This is a genomic window from Micromonospora trifolii (assembly GCF_022229005.1).
Taxonomy (GTDB): domain Bacteria; phylum Actinomycetota; class Actinomycetes; order Mycobacteriales; family Micromonosporaceae; genus Micromonospora; species Micromonospora trifolii.
Map to the genome: position 1 here is coordinate 94080 of NZ_JAKKFD010000023.1, position 15026 is coordinate 109105.

Consider the following 15026-nt stretch of genomic DNA (forward strand, 5'->3'; position numbering starts at 1 on the left):
TGGGAGACGATCGCCTCGGGAGGCCGTGACCCACCGGTCTGGTGCCGTGGGCGGGCCCTTTCGAGCTGAATCGTTTACGACATCGCGCCTGATTCGTTTGCGGCATCAGCTCCAAAGGGGGGAGCGGACGGCATGCTGCGGTGAGCCGGCGGTGCGATGTCGCGCGTTGGCGGTGCGCCGTCGTGAGCTGGCAGCACGGTGTCGGACCGGAGTGCGGCAGCGCGGCGGGAGAGGTTGGGCGATGGTGCGGTTCAGCGGTCTGCGGACTGCCGGCGGGCGATTGCGGCACGGCTGGCGGCCGGTGCTGGAGGCGACCGTCGCGGCGACAGTGGCCTGGCTGCTGGCCACCCGGCTGCTCGGGCACCCGCAGCCCTTCTTCGCGCCGGCCGCCGCGCTGATCGTCCTCGGGCAGGCCCGGGGGCAGCGCATCCGCCGGGCCGTCGAGGTCATCCTCGGGGTCGCCGCCGGGGTGCTCGTCGCGGACCTGGTGGTGCAGGCGCTCGGCCCGGGCAGCACCTGGACGGTTGTCACCGTCATCCTGTTCACCGTCCTCCTCGCGGTGGCCTTCGGGGCCACCGGCGTGACGCTGGTGCAGGCGGCGGTCTCCGCGCTCTACCTGGTGGTGGTCGCACCGCCGGACGGCTCGTTGGTGCCGTTCCGCTTCGTCGACGCGCTGGTCGGCGGCGCGGTCGCCCTCGCGGCCAGCCTGCTTGTCGACGCCCGGCATCCCCTCGCCCCGCTGGTCGCGGAGGTGCGGCGGACCTTCGACGGGTTGGCCGGGCTGCTGGGCGGGATCGCCGACGCGTTGGACGACAGCGACGAGCCGGCGGCGGTCGCCGCGCTCAGGCAGGCGCGGGGGATGGACGCCCGGGTGGACGGGCTGCGCGACGGTGTGCTGGCCGCCGGTGAGGCCCTGCGGCTCAACGTCCGTCGACGTCGGCACATCGGTCGGCTGCGCTCGGTGGACGAGTCGATCCGCCAGATCGACTACGCGGTCCGTAACGTCCGGGTGCTGGCCCGTGCGGGCGTGACCCTCAGCCGGCTGCACACCCCGGCCCCGCCCGAACTGGGCGCCGCGCTGCGGTCACTGGCCGAGGCGGTCCGTCAGGCCGGCGCGGCCCTCGCCGCCGACCTGAACGGGCAGGAGGAAACCGCCGACCGGCACGCGACCCTGGCCGACGAGTCGGCGTTGGCCGCGGTGCACGCCGCCGGGCAGCTCTTCGGTCCCACGCAGACCCTCCCGCTAGCGATGATCATCGGTCAGGTCAGGGCCACTGCCATCGACCTGCTGCGCGGCGTCAACCCGGAGGACGACGCCGCCGTCCTCGCCCGCGTCGACGACGCCCTCGGCCTCCCGCCGGTCTGACGTCCGCACTGCTCAATGGTGGTTTCCTGCCCGTGGGGGATGGGCGGTGAGCCAGGCGATGGCAAAATCGCGGATCGGGGCGGGGATGTCGTGGCCGCCGGGGAACTCCTGGTAGGTCACGTCGTAGCCGAGGTCGTGCAGGTGGGGGACGAGGCGGCGGCTGCACACGTCGATGGGCAGCACCCGGTCGTCGACGCCGTGCGAGATGAAGATCCGTGGCCGGCCATGGGTGACCGGTGGCGCGGCGAAACCGGGGGAGAAGGCCAGCACCGCGTCGACCAGATCCCCGTTCGCCAGGCCCAGCGACAGCGCGTACGAGGCGCCGTCGGAGAAGCCACCGACAGTCACGTCGGACACCGGGTAGGTGTCGAAGACGGTGGCCAAGAGCCCGTCGATGCGCCCCACGTCCGCCCCGAAGCCGCCGGCGATCAGGTCCCAACTGGCCGCCGACGAGTCCGGGGCGACAAGCAGCAGGTGTTGCGCGTCAGCGACCGGCAACAGCAGGTCCAGCCCCTGACGCGCCGAACCGCCCGCACCGTGCAGGAGCAGCACCAACCGGTACGCCGAACCGTCGGTCGCCGGCTCCGGGGCGTACATGAGGGCCAGCCGGTCACCGTCGGGGCCGGTCATCGGCACCAGCCCGGGGCGGCCTGGCCCCACCGGCGGGTGGCGGCGGGCGGTCAACCGGCCGTCCCGAGGGCTCGGCGCCGGGTCCCAGTGCGACGGCGCGGAGTCGGACACGGGTCGGCGCTCCTCGCTGTGGACGAAAGGTCCGATGCGGTTACCCGGCCCGTACGGGGTTAACCGTCAGTGCGCTCGACCGGGCGCCGACTCAGGCGCTGGCCCGCGCCACCAGGGCGGAAGGGAAGAGGGTCACCGGGGCCGCCGGGCGTCCGTCCAGCAGGGCGGTGGCCGCGGCGACGGCGATTCGGCCCACCGGGTGACTCGCGGTGGTCAACGCCGGGGCGGTCATCCCGGCCAACGGAATGTCGTCGAAGCCGGCCACCGCGACGTCACCGGGCACCCGCGCACCGGCGTCCCGCAGGCCGGCGATCACCCCGAGCGCGGTGTCGTCGCTGATCGCGTAGATCGCGTCGATGTCCGGCCAGCGGCGCAGCGCCTCGCCGGCCGCCGTCCGGCCGCGCGCCGCCCTGAAGTCCCCGGGGAGAATCCGCTCCGGTAGGCCGGCCTCGGCCATGAGTCGGCGGTACGTCTGCACCGGGCGCTGCGCGCAGGGCAGCCACCGGGGGCCGGTCACCATGGCGATCCGGCGGCGACCCGAGGCGTACAGGTGGCGCAGCACCTCCTCGGAGCCGGCGGCGTTGTCGACGTCGAACGACGGCACGGTCGCCGAGCCGACACCGATCGAGACCACCCGACCGCGTAGCGACCGGGGCACCGCCGCCAGCAGATGCTCGGTGGTGTTGACCAGGATCACCCCGCACACGCTGCGATCCCCGTCGAGTTGGTCGAGGCTGCGGGGGTCGCCGAACGGCAGCCGGTACAGCGCCACCCCGACACCGGCGGGCGTGCACACCCGGGCGGCGGCACCGACCACCTGGTGCACGTACGGGTCGTCCAGCACCGCGGCGCTGGTGCCCAGAACGGCCACGACCAGGCGTACGCCGCCACCGCGGACCAGCGCTCGGGCGGCCGGGTTGGGCACGTAGCCGAGCTGGTCGACGGCTGCCGTGACCTGTTTCCGGGCGGCCGGCGAGGCGAACCCCGTGCCGGCGATCACGCGCGACGCCGTGGACCGGGACACCCCGGCGACCCGGGCCACGTCCTCGAGAGTGGCCGGTCGGTGTGCCGCTGTCGTCATCGTCGCCTCCTGCGGCGGCCCGTCCGGTCGGACCAACGCCTGCTCACATCATGCCCCGGCCAGACCAGCAGCGGTAAGGGGCGGTTGCCGGTTGTGGTGGTAGCGCTCTCAGGTGTGCGATCGTGCCAGCAGATCACCCCGAGAAAGAGGACCCACCCTCGTGAGCGCCCCCACCAGTCGACCCGTAGCCCCGGACATCGCATCGCCGACCCTGCGGACGGTGCGGCTCGCCCGCAACGGCGTCGCTGTCACCTTCATCCTCAACGGGCTGGCCGTCGGCAGTTGGTTCTCCCGAGTCCCGGCGGTCCGGGAGGCGTTGGACATCTCCGCCGGCCGACTCGGCTTGCTGCTGCTGGCGATGAGCGTCGGCGCGCTGCTCGCCATGCCCACGTCCGGCCTGCTCGCCCAGCGGTTCGGTGCGGCCCGCACCGTCACGATGGCCATGGTGCTGGCCGCGGTCGGCCTGACCGTGGCGGGGCTGGGCGCCACGATGACCGGGTCGTTCGCCATCGTCGCCCTGGGACTGATCGCCTTCGGCTTCGGCTCCGGCGCCTGCGACGTGGCGATGAACGTCGAGGGCGCGGCGGTGGAACGGCGGCTGGGCCATACGATCATGCCCCGTTTCCACGCCGGGTGGAGCCTCGGTTCGGTGGCCGGCGCGGCGCTCGGCGCAGGGGCCGCCCGGTTCGACGTGTCGGTCGGCGCGCATCTCGTCGCGGTGGCGGTGGTCGTGTCGACCGGCACCGCGCTCGCGGCCCGGATGTTCCTGCCCGTGGGCAGCGATCACACCGGCGACCCGGCGGACGCCACCCCGGCCGCCCGTCGCCGGGCGCAACTCGCCGCCTGGCGGGAGCCGCACACCCTGCTGATCGGGCTGTTCGTGCTGGTGGCGGCGTTCACCGAGGGCGCCGCCAACGACTGGTTGGCCGTGGCGTTCATCGATGGACGGGATTTGAGCGAGGCCGCCGGGGCGGCGGTCTTCGCGGTGTTCGTGGTGGGCATGACCGTCGGACGCACCGTCGGCACCATCGCGCTGGACCGGTGGGGTCGGGTGCCGGTGCTCAGCGGCGCCATCGGCCTGGCCGTGGTCGGCGCTGGCCTGGCCGTGCTGGCGGGCTCCGGGCCGGTGGCCGTCGTCGGCGTCGCGCTGTGGGGCCTGGGTGCGTCGCTGGGCTTCCCGGTCGGGATGAGCGCGGCTGCCGACGACGAGGCGCACGCGGCGGTGCGGGTGAGCGTGGTCGCGGTGATCGGCTACACCGCGTTCCTCGGTGGCCCGCCGTTGCTGGGGCTGGTCGGCGACGAGGTCGGCACCCTCCGCGCGCTGCTGGCGGTGCCGTTGCTGCTGCTGCCGACCCTGCTGCTGGTGCCGGTCCTGCGCCCGCCGCACTCAGCTGACACTGCTCCGTCGGTAGGTAAAAACTAACCCACCTCGCCGCCGGGCGGTATCGGGTGCGCGGCCGACTGCGCCGCGCACCCGCACTGGTTACGGTCGCCCGATGCCAACCGACGAGATCACCGCCGCCGCGGCGGGCACCTGGACCCTGGGCGACCGCACAGTGCACCGGATGGGCTTCGGCTCCATGCGGATCACCGCGAACCCCGACAGTGACCGGGCCGTCGCCCTGCTGCACCGCGCCGTGGAGCTGGGCGTCAACCACATCGACACGGCCGCGTTCTACGTCTCACCCGGGGGCACCCTGCGCGTCGGCACCGGCCCGGCCCGCTACGCCACCGAGCTGATCCGCGCGGCGCTCGCCCCGTACCCGGAGGACCTGGTGATCGCCACCAAGGTCGGTTTCGGGTACGACCCGGACGCGGGCTTCACCGAGGCGTTCACCCCGGCGCAGTTGCGGGCCCAGGTGGAGGAGAACCTTCGCCGGCTCGGCCGCGACCAGCTCGACGTGGTGAACCTGCGCCTCGGTCGGGGGCCGGGTGCGGTGCCGGTGGCCGATCGGTTCGGCGCGCTCGCCGAGTTGCGGGCCGCCGGGCTGATCCGGCACCTGGGGCTCTCCAACGCGCGGCCGCACCATCTGGACGAGGTGGCGGGCATCGCCCCGGTGGTCTGCGTGCAGAACAACTACGGGGTGGACGCCTACCGGGAGCAGGACGCGTTCGTCCGGCTCTGTGGTGAGCGGGGCATCGCCTTCGTGCCGTTCTTCGCGCTGGCCGGCACCGGGCGGGAGGCGGGCGCGAGCACCGCGCAGGGCGAGGCCGTGGAGGCGGTCGCCCGCGCCCACGGCGTCACCCCGCAGCAGGTACGCCTCGCCTGGACCCTGCACCAGGGCGCCCACGTGCTCGCCATCCCCGGCACCGCGGACCCGGACCACCTGGCGCAGAACATCGCCGCCGGAGCCCTACGCCTGACCCCGGAGGACCTGACCCGTCTTCATTGATCGTCCGCGCGGCGTCACCGCTCAGGCCCGTACGACGTGCACGACGATCTCCTGACCGTCGCCCACGGTGCCGGAGAACCCCTCCGACAACGCGTCCACGACGGTCAGTTGGAGTGCGAGGGTCTCGTGCGCGATGAGCTTCTGATGCGCGGAGATCGCCGCCGCGACTTCCGCGGGCGCGGCGATCGACACAGTGATCCGGTCGGCGACCTCGAAGTCAGCGTCACGGCGGGCCTGCTGGATGATGCGGACGACGTCGCGTGCGACGCCCTCGGCTGCCAGTTCGGGGGTGATCTCGGTGTCCAACGCGATCGTCGCGCCACGCTGGGACTCCACTACCCAACCGGTGCGCGGCACCTCCGTGATCAGGATGTCGTCCAGGCCCACCTCGACCCGGGCACCGTCGACCGACAGCGGGTACGTCCCGTACGCCCGGACGCCCTCGACCAGCTCCCGGGGGGCCACGCCGGCGATGGCCTTCGCGACGTGCTGGGTGCGGTTGCCGAACCGGCGGCCCAGGGCCCGGAAGTTCGCTTTGACCTGCACGTCGATCACACCGCCCTGGGGATCGAGCGGCTGGAGGACCTTGACGTTCAACTCGTCGCCGATGTCGTCCAGCAACGCCTGCGGGAGAACGGTGCCGGCCGGCAGCCCCACGAGCGCGCGGCTCAACGGCTGCCGGATCCGCAGACTGCTCGTCTTCCGCGCGGACCGGCCCGCCTCGGCCAGCGCCCGCGCCGTGGCCACCTGGGCCGACAACTCGGTGCTGATCAGTGTGGTGTCGGGCGTGGGCCAGGTTGCCAGGTGCACCGACTCCGGGGCCGACGCGACCCCCCGCCGGACGACCTGCTGCCACACCTCCTCCGTGACGAAGGGAACGAACGGCGCGAGCAGCCGCGTGAGGATGTCGAGGCATTCGTACAGGGTGGTGAGCGCGTCGGGGTCGCCCTCCCAGAAACGCTGCCGCGAGCGCCGCACGTACCAGTTCGACAGGTCGTCGATGAAGTCGGCGAGCAGTCGGCCGGCGCGCGCCGTGTCGTAGTTCTGGAGTCGTTCGTCGACGGCGGCCGCGAGAGCGTGGACCTCGCCGACGATCCACCGGTCCAGCACCGGTCGCTGGGCGACCGGCTGGGCCAGGTGCGGGGACCACGTCGAGTTCGCCGCGTAGAGGGAGAAGAACGCCGCGGTGTTCCAGTAGGTCATCAACACCTTGCGGACGATCTCGTCGAGTGGGCCGGGCCCGATCCGGCGCGGCGACCACGGTGAGCCGGAGCAGGCCATGAACCAGCGCACCGCGTCGGCGCCGTGCGTGTCCATCAACGGGATCGGCAGCAGGATGTTGCCCAGGTGTTTGCTCATCTTGCGGCCGTCCTCGGCCAGGATGTGCCCGAGGCAGACGACGTTCTCGTACGGGGACCTGTCGAAGACCAGCGTGCCCACCGCCATCAGCGTGTAGAACCACCCCCGCGTCTGGTCGATCGCCTCGCAGATGTACTGGGCCGGGTAGGTGCGCTCGAAGACCTCCCTGCTACCCGGCACGTGGGGGTAGCCCAACGACGCGAACGGCATCGCTCCGGAGTCGTACCAGGCGTCGATCACCTCGGGGACCCGGGTGGCGATCCGGCCGCAGTCCGGGCAGGCGAAGGTGATCTCGTCCACGTACGGGCGGTGCGGATCCAGCTCGGACAGGTCGGCGCCGGCCAGCTCTCCCAACTCCGTACGGGAACCGACAGCTGTCACGTGGTTGTCCGGGCATCGCCACAGCGGCAGCGGGGTCCCCCAGTACCGGGAGCGGGACACCGCCCAGTCGATGTTGTTCTTCAGCCAGTCGCCGTAGCGGCCGTGCTTGATGTGCTCCGGGAACCAGTTGGTGTTCTCGTTCTCCCGCGTCAGCTCGTCGCGGACCTCGGTCGTCCGGATGTACCAGGATGGCTGCGCGTAGTACATCAGCGGGGTGTGGCACCGCCAGCAGTGCGGATAGGGGTGCTCGAACGGTTCGTGCCGGAACAACCGGCCAGACGTCCGGAGACTGTCGATGAGCAGCGCGTCGGCGTCCTTGAAGAACACCCCACCGACCAGGTCGATGCCGTCGTTGAACCGCCCGTTCGGGGCGACCGGGTTGACCAGCGGCAACCCGTAGGCGCGGCAGACGGCGAGGTCGTCCGCGCCGAAGGCCGGCGCCTGGTGCACCAGGCCGGTGCCGTCCTCGGTCGTGACGTACTCGGCGAGGACCACCCGGTGCGCGTCCGGGATGTCCACCAGGTCGAACGGCCGCTCGTACCGCAAACCCTCCAGGGCCGACCCCGGTACGGTCGCCAGGATCTCCGCCCCGTCGCCGAGGACCCGCCGGGTCAGCGGTTCGGCGACGACGAACGTGCCCTGCTCGGTGCGGGCGAGGGAGTACGTGACAGTGGGGTGTACGGCGACGGCGGTGTTGGACACCAGGGTCCACGGGGTGGTGGTCCAGATCAGCAGGTCGACGCCGCTGTGGCCGGCTATCTCCCCGCGCAACGGAAACCGCACGTACACGGAGGGGTCGGTGACGGTCTCGTACCCCTGCGCCACCTCGTGGTCGGAGAGGGTCGTGCCGTCGCGGGTGCAGTACGGCGCGACCCGGAAGTCCTCCACCAGGCGCCCACCGTCGTGGATCTGCTTCAGTGACCACCAGACGCTGTCCACGTACTCCGGGGACATGGTCTGGTACGGATGCTCCAGGTCGATCCAGTAACCCATGCGTTCGCTGAGCTGGACGAACTCGTCCACGTGCCGCAGCACCGAGGTGCGGCACAGGGCGTTGAACTCCGCGACGCCCATCTTCTCGATGTCGGGCTTGCCGCTGAGCCCCAGTTCCTTCTCCACCGCGAGCTCGACCGGCAGGCCGTGGCAGTCCCACCCGGCACGGCGTGGCACCGAGAAGCCCCGCATCGTCCGGTACCGGGGAAAGAGGTCCTTGAAGACCCTCGCCTCGATGTGGTGGGTGCCCGGCGTGCCGTTGGCGGTCGGCGGCCCCTCGTAGAACACCCACGGAGGACCGTCGGCCGTCTGCTCCAGACTCCGGTTGAACACGTTGTTGGCCTGCCACCACTCGATGACCGCACGGTCCATCCCACCAAGGTCGATCTTGGTGGGCAGTGGCACGAATGGCGACTTCGATGGTCCGTCCGGCACCGACGTTCTCCCTACACTCCACATCCGCTCGCGCGGGCATCAGCTCACTGCCCACGCGGGGACGAAGCGCCAGGCGTATGGCCAGGACCCCGCGGTACCACCCCGCTTGCGCCTCGATGGTGCGGGCGCCGCTCCATTTCGCGACGTGACGTGCCGCGACGTCCGGTTCTACTGGGGCGGCCGAGCTGCCCGTTCTTCCGGAGGCTCCCCGGTGATGGCCGGATCGGTGCCGATGCCGCCCAGCATAGCTGTCCGTGCGCGGAGCCAGTGGCCGGAGCGCTAGGCGCGCAGCCAGACGCGGAGGGGGCCGGTGGTGGTGAAGCCGGCGGAGAGCGCCGGCGTGAGGTCCGGTGTGGTTTCGTAGCCGACCAGCGGCGCGTCGGGCACTGTGGCGCACACCGCCCGCCAGATGTCCCGGGGGTCGTCGGTGCTGGTGAACAGGTTGGAGACGCCGTACGGGCCGTCGCCGCTGAGCACCGCCCCGCCGATGACCACACCCCGGTCGTCGTGACGGGCGAGCACCCGTACCCGGGGGTCGGCCAGGAGCGCGGGCCGGAACAGCTTCCCACCGCCGTGGGCCGCCGCCCAGGCCGCCAACCCGTCGGGTGTGGTGACCGGGGCCAGCGGTGTGCCGACAGGCGGTGCCGACGGTGGCCGGTGGATCCACTGCGCGTCGAAGAGCACCCGGAAGCCGTACCCGGACAGGTCGAGGTCGGCGAAGCTGTCCTTCACCGACGCGCCGGGCCCCGCGTCGATCCGGGCCAGCAGGGCCTCGGCGTCGACGCCCGGCCGCACTGTGACCGCGTCCGGGTACCACTGTGGCGAACGGTCGGGGACCGACCAGGCGTCGGCGTCGGTACGGCCGGCCAGCCCGTGGCTGCCACAGACGATGTCGCACCACTCGGCGTTGTTGCGGGCCGCCGCCATCAGCGCGTCCTTCAGCACATCGGGCAGCCTAGCCAGGGTCAGCGGAGTCGAGTGAGCAGGATCCGGCCGCCTTCGTAGACGCCGCCGTCGATGGCGATGACTCTGTCGTCGGCGTACCGCAGTGCGACTGTGACGTCCTGCGGTGCCACGCCGAAGTGCTTGGTGAGGGTGCTGTGGCCGTGGACGAGCACGTCGCCCCCGAGCGTGCGCAGCATCAGCGACACCGGATCGTCGGGGTTCGCCTGCACGGCGTCACGAAAGGCGCCCCGATCGCTCATCCGGCCACAGAAGTCCAGCCACGCAGCGGGGTCACTGGAGCCGAGAGCCGCTGTGACTGCCGTGTTCACGGTGGCCACACTCGATCCAAGTTCCAGGTACCGGGCGGTGTCGGAGTGCACGAGCAGGAACCCGTCGACGACCGCGACCGCGGGCAGACGCGTCATCCACTCGACATGCTGTGGCGTCAGCTGGTGCAGGTCCTTCTCACGTCCGCCGAATCGGGCCCAGCCACCGCGAAACCCGCCCGGCTCGTCCCATCCGGCTACGGACCTGGTACCAAACCGGTGCGCGGCGAGCAACTGCACCTCGTGGTTGCCCAACAGTGCCCCGACGTGGCCGCCCGCTGCCCTCGCGGAGACGGCGAGCCGCCGGATGTCATCGATGACGCCGACACCGTCCGGGCCCCGATCGACGTAGTCGCCGAGCAGCCACAACCGCGCGTCACCCCCGGACCAGTGCCCCGTGTGGTCGACGAGCCCGGCCTCGCGAAGTGACTCCCCGAACTCGGTCCGGTGACCGTGAATGTCCGCCGCCACGTACAGCGGCGTCATGCCGCTGCCGCCAGCTCACCCACGTGGATCGCCGCATGCCAGTACGGCTCATGGCCTGGGACGGTCATGACAGCTCCTCCTCGGTCCGATCCGCGGTCCGGTCCATCAGCACGTTGCGATCCCCGGGAAGCTGAAAGGTGATCGACACGACCACACCCTAAGCGGCGGTGGTGGTGCGGACATGCCAGGACCTCGCGTTCCCGCATTGCTCGAGGTGATCGCTGAGACCGGGGTGGCTCAGGGGGCGTAGACCAGGTCCATCGTGTCGGTGTGGCCGGACCAGCGCAGGTCGAGGCGCCAGCAACCGGCCTGCGGCAGGTCGATGATCGACGGACCGGGTCCGCCGGCGACCTCCCGGATCACCCGGGTGTCGGTGCCGTCCCGGCGCGCGGTGATCACCAGGGTTGCCGGTGCCGTCGGGTCGGGCGAGGTCGTGGCGGCGCGGGCCACCCAGAGGATCTTGTTGTTCGACCCGTCCGTCCGGACCTGCCGCAGGGGATGGGCGAACAGCACCGCCACGATGTCACCCTTCGCGCCGAAGACGTGCGGAACGCGCGCGTCCCCGCTGAACCCGGCGTCCGCCCAGTCGGGCAGCGATCCCGTCTCGACCCGCGCCGCGCAGGCGGTCGCGGCGCTCGCTGTGGTGGCCGAACCCGCCGTCGGCGCCGCGCCGCTGGTCGTGGGCGTGCACCCCGCCAGCAGGACCACCGAGGACGCCAGCATCAACCTGCCCCAGGAACCCATCTCGCCCCTTTCCGGTACGCGCCGAGGACTCATCGCACCTTTCCGACACCGCCCAGGCCCGCAGGGTTCCTAGTGACCGGGAATGTCCACCCGGCTGGCGGGGCCAGAGGGGAATCACGGGCGCATGTGAGGATGCCTACGTGGAACAGACACTGGGTCGGCAGGCGGCCTCGGACGCGGTCAGCGACCAGGGATGGCGGTATCTGCTGGGCGCGTTGCGTACGTCGGTCCGTGTCGGCTCACTGGTCCAGGCAACCGAGGTGGCGGCGCGTGTGGTGGCGCTGTGCGGTAGCGACGCCGATGGCCACCTACGCGCTGATATCCGGCCAGACCGGGTCGTCTTGACCCTGCAGTCGGTGGATCAGGCGGCGCTCACCGCTTGCGATATCGACCTTGCGCGTCGGCTTTCCGCCGCCATGCGGGACGTCGGGCTACGGACCGAGCCGGAGGTTGGTACGGGAGCGCCGCGGTCGGTCCAGCTCGTGGAGATCGCTGTGGACGCGCTCGACATCGCAGCGGTCCGGCCGTTCTGGAAGGCCGTGCTGGGCTACACGGACGAGGCGGGAGCCGACGGTCCCAAGGATCCGATCGTCGACCCGGTCGGGCAGGGTCCGGCGATGTGGTTTCAGCAGATGGATCAGCCACGCCCGGACCGGAATCGCGTCCACTTCGACATCTGTGTCCCGCACGACGAGGCACCACGGCGGATCGAAGCCGCCCTGACGGCCGGTGGCCGACTCGTATCCGCGGCCCATGCTCCCGCCTTCTGGGTTCTCGCTGATATCGAGGGCAACGAGGCTTGTGTGACGACCTGGCAGGGCCGAGACGACTCGTAGACCGGGCTGACCGGCCAGGAACTACTGCTGCCCTGAGGCGTAACGCGTTCGTCCGACAAATTCGCTGTCCGGTGGCCGGAGCGTAGTGATACACAACCGAAGTGCAGAACATTGTGGATTTCCCCGAGGTCCTACGGCTGATCGACGACCGCTCGGCCGCGTTCCGTGCCGCGATCGCGTCCGCCCCCGACCTTGACGTCCAGGTCCCGACCTGCCCGGACTGGACGCTGCGCGAACTGGCGCAGCACCTCGGCGACGGCCGCCGCCGCCAGGCCGCCATCATCGCGGCGGGCCCGGACGCTGAGCCCCCGGCGAGGACGGACCCGAAGGGCGCCCTGACCGCGCCCCGCGACCGCGAAGCCCTGGACGCCTGGCTCGCCGAGTCGACCGCGCTCATGCTCGACGCGATGCGCGAGGCCGGTTCGGACCGCGGCTGCTGGACCTGGTGGGGGCGCTCGCAGGCCCCGCAGACCAGCGGAGCCGTGGCCCGACACCAGATCCAGGAGTTGGCGGTCCACACCTACGACGCCCAGCTCACCCAGGGGGCCGCACAGCCGCTGCCGACGGACGTCGCGGTCGAGGGCGTCGACGAGTTCCTGACGACCGTCGCGGCGACGACAGTCCCCTGGCCGTTCAAGCCGGCGACCATCGACCTGCACACGATCGAAGGCCGCTCCTGGCGCCTGACCCTCAACGCCGACGGCGTCCGCTGCGACGACCTGGCCGCCGACGCGGAGCCAGGCGACATGGCGATGCGAGGCGCAGCGAGCGAGATGGTCCTCTACTTCTACCAGCGAGTCCCGCTCGACGGCCTGGAGACCACCGGCGACATCCAGCCGATGGAGCAGCTCGCGGAATGGGACCCGAACGCGTACTAGCCCAGTGAGCGCGCGATCTCGATCGCCTCGGCCTTGGTGAGGCTGCCCTCCAGCCGGTAGCTCACGTCGTTGTCCTGCCAGATCAGGGTCGAGCCGGCAAGCCGGGCGGTCTCCCTGCGGATCTCGCCCGCCCGGTCCACGTAGGACAACGCGTGTGGGCCGTCGACCCAGACGGCGAAGTCCCCGTTGACCTGGACCCAGTTCGCGCCCGGCGGGGTGACCTCCTTGTGGAAGGCCAGGTCGAGGTGACCGTCGAACGCGTCGACGCGCAGCGCGCCCCCGTCGTAGAGCAGCGTCGCCACCCGGTACCGGCCCGTGGCGTCCGGGTCGGCGACCAGCACCTGCTCCGGCGGGCCCAGCATCGCCGGCAGGCGGATCGGAAACCGCACCGCCCGTTGCGCCTCGTCCAGGACGACGGCCCGCTGCCCGGGCAACGGCGCCGCGGTGCCGCCGGGCGGCGTCGGCGTCGGGGCGGTTGAGGTGGCGATGCTGACCCCGGCGAAGCGCAGCAGCCCTGTGACGACGTCGGCGATGGCGGCCCGCGTCGGCGGCAACACCGCCACCAGCAGGGTGACGAGCGCCACCGCGGCGAGCGACCGCCACCGGCGCCGCCGGGGCGCCGGCGTGCCGAGTCGTACGCGGACCCGGGCGGTCACGTCGGGCGGATCGGGGGTGTCCAGCCAGGCGGACAGGTCGCGCAGTTCCCGTTCGAGGTCACCCATGCCGGACCTCCGCACTGTCGAGCAGGCCGCGAAGCTTCGCCAACGCCCGGGACGTGCGCGACTTCACAGTGCCCCGGGGCCAGCCCAGAGCCGACACCGTCTCCTCCTCGGTGAGATCGAGAAAGAACCGGCAGACGATCACCTCGCGGTCCCGTACCGGCAGTTGCCGTAGCGCCTGCACCAGCGACGCCCGACGCTCCCCGGCGAGGACCGCGCCGACCGCGTCGTCCTCGGCGACCTCGGACGTCGGGTCCGCTGCCGCGGCCCGCAGGACGAGCCCGTCGCGCCGACCCCGGGAGCGGTGCAGGTTGCGGGTCTCGTTGGCGACGATCGCGAGCAGCCACGACCGGAAGGACGCGTCGCCCCGGTAACGGGACAGCTTCCGGTACGCCTTCACAAACGCCTCCTGGATGACGTCCTCGGAGTCCGAGCCGGCGCCGAGCAGCACCGCGGTCCGGTACGCGGATGCGGTGTGCCGGGCGACCAGGAGGTTGTACGCCTCCAGGTCACCTGCCCGAGCGCGGGTGACGAGTGCCTCGTCGTCCAGGGGAGCCTCCGTTCGGATCACACTCATGACACCGCCCACCCGCCACGGGTTCCACAGGGATCCCGACGCGGGTCAGCTCTCTCCCATCCGGCGTGCAGCGTATTGCCAGGAACCGGTGCTGCACTGGAGGGGCGTCGACGAGAGGGGCGGGGCATGAGCTGGTTCAATCGGCGGTCACGGGGTGCCGAGGCGACCCCGACGAAGCTGGACCGGGAGGCGACCCGCGACGACCTCGCGGCGCTGGAGGCGTTCATCGCCACCCGACGCGGGGTGGAGTTCTACCTGGAGCCGGAGACGACCGCGACGGACACCACAGTGGTGGCGATCGCCCACGACGGCGAGTGGATCCGCCGCCGTACCGGAACGCCCCGCGCGGCCGGGGCCATCGCCCGCAAGCACGCGGTGCCGCTGTACGAGGCGGCGCGCACCGGCTACCCGGAGCGGATGCGAACCTGGAGCCGAGCCCACCCGGAACGCCACGCCCGCTGATCGGAGCGTCGACCGGTGTCGGTTGTCGCGCGTGGCGTGTTTGGTCCCGGGCGTGTGTCGTCCGGCGCCTTCGGAGCTGAATCGTTGACGGCATCGCCGTACGTCCGGACCGGAAGCCGAGGAGCGGGCCGGAAGCCGAGGCGGCTGAATCGTCTACGACATCAGCTCCAAAGGGTCCGCGTGACCAGTCCGCCCCCTGGCCCGGGGCCAGTCCGCGAGGCCGATCAACCAGTTCTCCCAGCCCGCCATCGCGGCGAGAGGCAACCCCCGTGCGCCGATATCTCCGCAGGTCAATGTGGTGAGC

At 71.8% G+C, this 15026-nt stretch carries 14 protein-coding genes; 6 read left to right on the forward strand and 8 right to left on the reverse strand.

Annotation, left to right across the window (positions count from 1 at the left end; all coding sequences use genetic code 11):
* Positions 1 to 241: 241 nt before the first annotated feature.
* Entirely contained in the window at positions 242 to 1366 is a 1125-nt protein-coding gene (locus NIE79_RS16075) for an FUSC family protein (protein WP_238679366.1), read from the forward strand.
* A 12-nt stretch (positions 1367 to 1378) separates the two neighbouring features.
* Here the strand turns inward: NIE79_RS16075 and NIE79_RS16080 are convergent, their stop codons facing one another.
* On the reverse strand, positions 1379 to 2107 hold the full coding sequence (locus NIE79_RS16080; protein ID WP_238679367.1) for an alpha/beta hydrolase: 729 nt from the start codon (positions 2105 to 2107) through the stop codon (positions 1379 to 1381).
* A 91-nt stretch (positions 2108 to 2198) separates the two neighbouring features.
* The gene (locus tag NIE79_RS16085; RefSeq protein WP_238679368.1) at positions 2199 to 3188 is read right to left on the reverse strand and encodes a LacI family DNA-binding transcriptional regulator; all 990 of its coding nucleotides are present in this window, start codon (positions 3186 to 3188) and stop codon (positions 2199 to 2201) included.
* Between the two features lie 160 nt (positions 3189 to 3348).
* Between NIE79_RS16085 and NIE79_RS16090 the strand changes: the two genes are divergently transcribed.
* Positions 3349 to 4611: an MFS transporter gene (locus tag NIE79_RS16090; protein ID WP_238679369.1), complete on the forward strand. Its 1263-nt coding sequence runs from the start codon at positions 3349 to 3351 to the stop codon at positions 4609 to 4611.
* Positions 4612 to 4684: 73 nt separating this feature from the next.
* Entirely contained in the window at positions 4685 to 5581 is an 897-nt protein-coding gene (locus tag NIE79_RS16095) for an aldo/keto reductase (protein ID WP_238679370.1), read from the forward strand.
* Between the two features lie 21 nt (positions 5582 to 5602).
* On the opposite strand, the gene ileS is transcribed toward NIE79_RS16095, so the two are convergent.
* The 4 genes from ileS to NIE79_RS16115 all read right to left on the reverse strand — a co-directional run bounded on the left by ileS (position 5603) and on the right by NIE79_RS16115 (position 11283).
* Positions 5603 to 8749, reverse strand: coding sequence for an isoleucine--tRNA ligase (gene ileS / locus NIE79_RS16100; protein WP_308193183.1), 3147 nt, complete (start codon positions 8747 to 8749; stop codon positions 5603 to 5605).
* Between the two features lie 279 nt (positions 8750 to 9028).
* Positions 9029 to 9694 carry a hypothetical protein gene (locus tag NIE79_RS16105; RefSeq protein ID WP_238679371.1) on the reverse strand — a complete coding sequence of 222 codons (666 nt, stop codon included), beginning with the start codon at positions 9692 to 9694 and terminating at the stop codon, positions 9029 to 9031.
* Between the two features lie 20 nt (positions 9695 to 9714).
* Positions 9715 to 10506 carry a metallophosphoesterase gene (locus NIE79_RS16110; protein ID WP_238679372.1) on the reverse strand — a complete coding sequence of 264 codons (792 nt, stop codon included), beginning with the start codon at positions 10504 to 10506 and terminating at the stop codon, positions 9715 to 9717.
* Positions 10507 to 10743: 237 nt separating this feature from the next.
* Positions 10744 to 11283, reverse strand: coding sequence for a hypothetical protein (locus NIE79_RS16115; protein ID WP_238679373.1), 540 nt, complete (start codon positions 11281 to 11283; stop codon positions 10744 to 10746).
* Positions 11284 to 11390: 107 nt separating this feature from the next.
* On the opposite strand from NIE79_RS16115, the gene NIE79_RS16120 reads away from it, so the two are divergent.
* Both NIE79_RS16120 and NIE79_RS16125 read left to right on the forward strand, forming a co-directional pair.
* Complete coding sequence (locus NIE79_RS16120) at positions 11391 to 12086, forward strand: 4a-hydroxytetrahydrobiopterin dehydratase family protein (RefSeq protein WP_238679374.1); 696 nt, start codon at positions 11391 to 11393, stop codon at positions 12084 to 12086.
* 101 nt (positions 12087 to 12187) lie between these two features.
* A complete protein-coding gene (locus NIE79_RS16125; protein ID WP_238679375.1) occupies positions 12188 to 12964 on the forward strand; it encodes a maleylpyruvate isomerase family mycothiol-dependent enzyme in 777 nt (258 codons plus the stop codon).
* Here NIE79_RS16125 and NIE79_RS16130 read toward each other — a convergent pair.
* Both NIE79_RS16130 and NIE79_RS16135 read right to left on the reverse strand, forming a co-directional pair.
* Positions 12961 to 13686 carry a DUF4367 domain-containing protein gene (locus tag NIE79_RS16130; protein ID WP_238679376.1) on the reverse strand — a complete coding sequence of 242 codons (726 nt, stop codon included), beginning with the start codon at positions 13684 to 13686 and terminating at the stop codon, positions 12961 to 12963. The genes NIE79_RS16125 and NIE79_RS16130 overlap by 4 nt on opposite strands.
* Entirely contained in the window at positions 13679 to 14260 is a 582-nt protein-coding gene (locus NIE79_RS16135; RefSeq protein WP_238679377.1) for an RNA polymerase sigma factor, read from the reverse strand. Before NIE79_RS16135 ends, NIE79_RS16130 begins: the two co-directional genes overlap by 8 nt.
* A 126-nt stretch (positions 14261 to 14386) precedes the next feature.
* On the opposite strand from NIE79_RS16135, the gene NIE79_RS16140 reads away from it, so the two are divergent.
* Positions 14387 to 14722 carry a hypothetical protein gene (locus NIE79_RS16140; protein WP_238679378.1) on the forward strand — a complete coding sequence of 112 codons (336 nt, stop codon included), beginning with the start codon at positions 14387 to 14389 and terminating at the stop codon, positions 14720 to 14722.
* Positions 14723 to 15026: the final 304 nt, after the last annotated feature.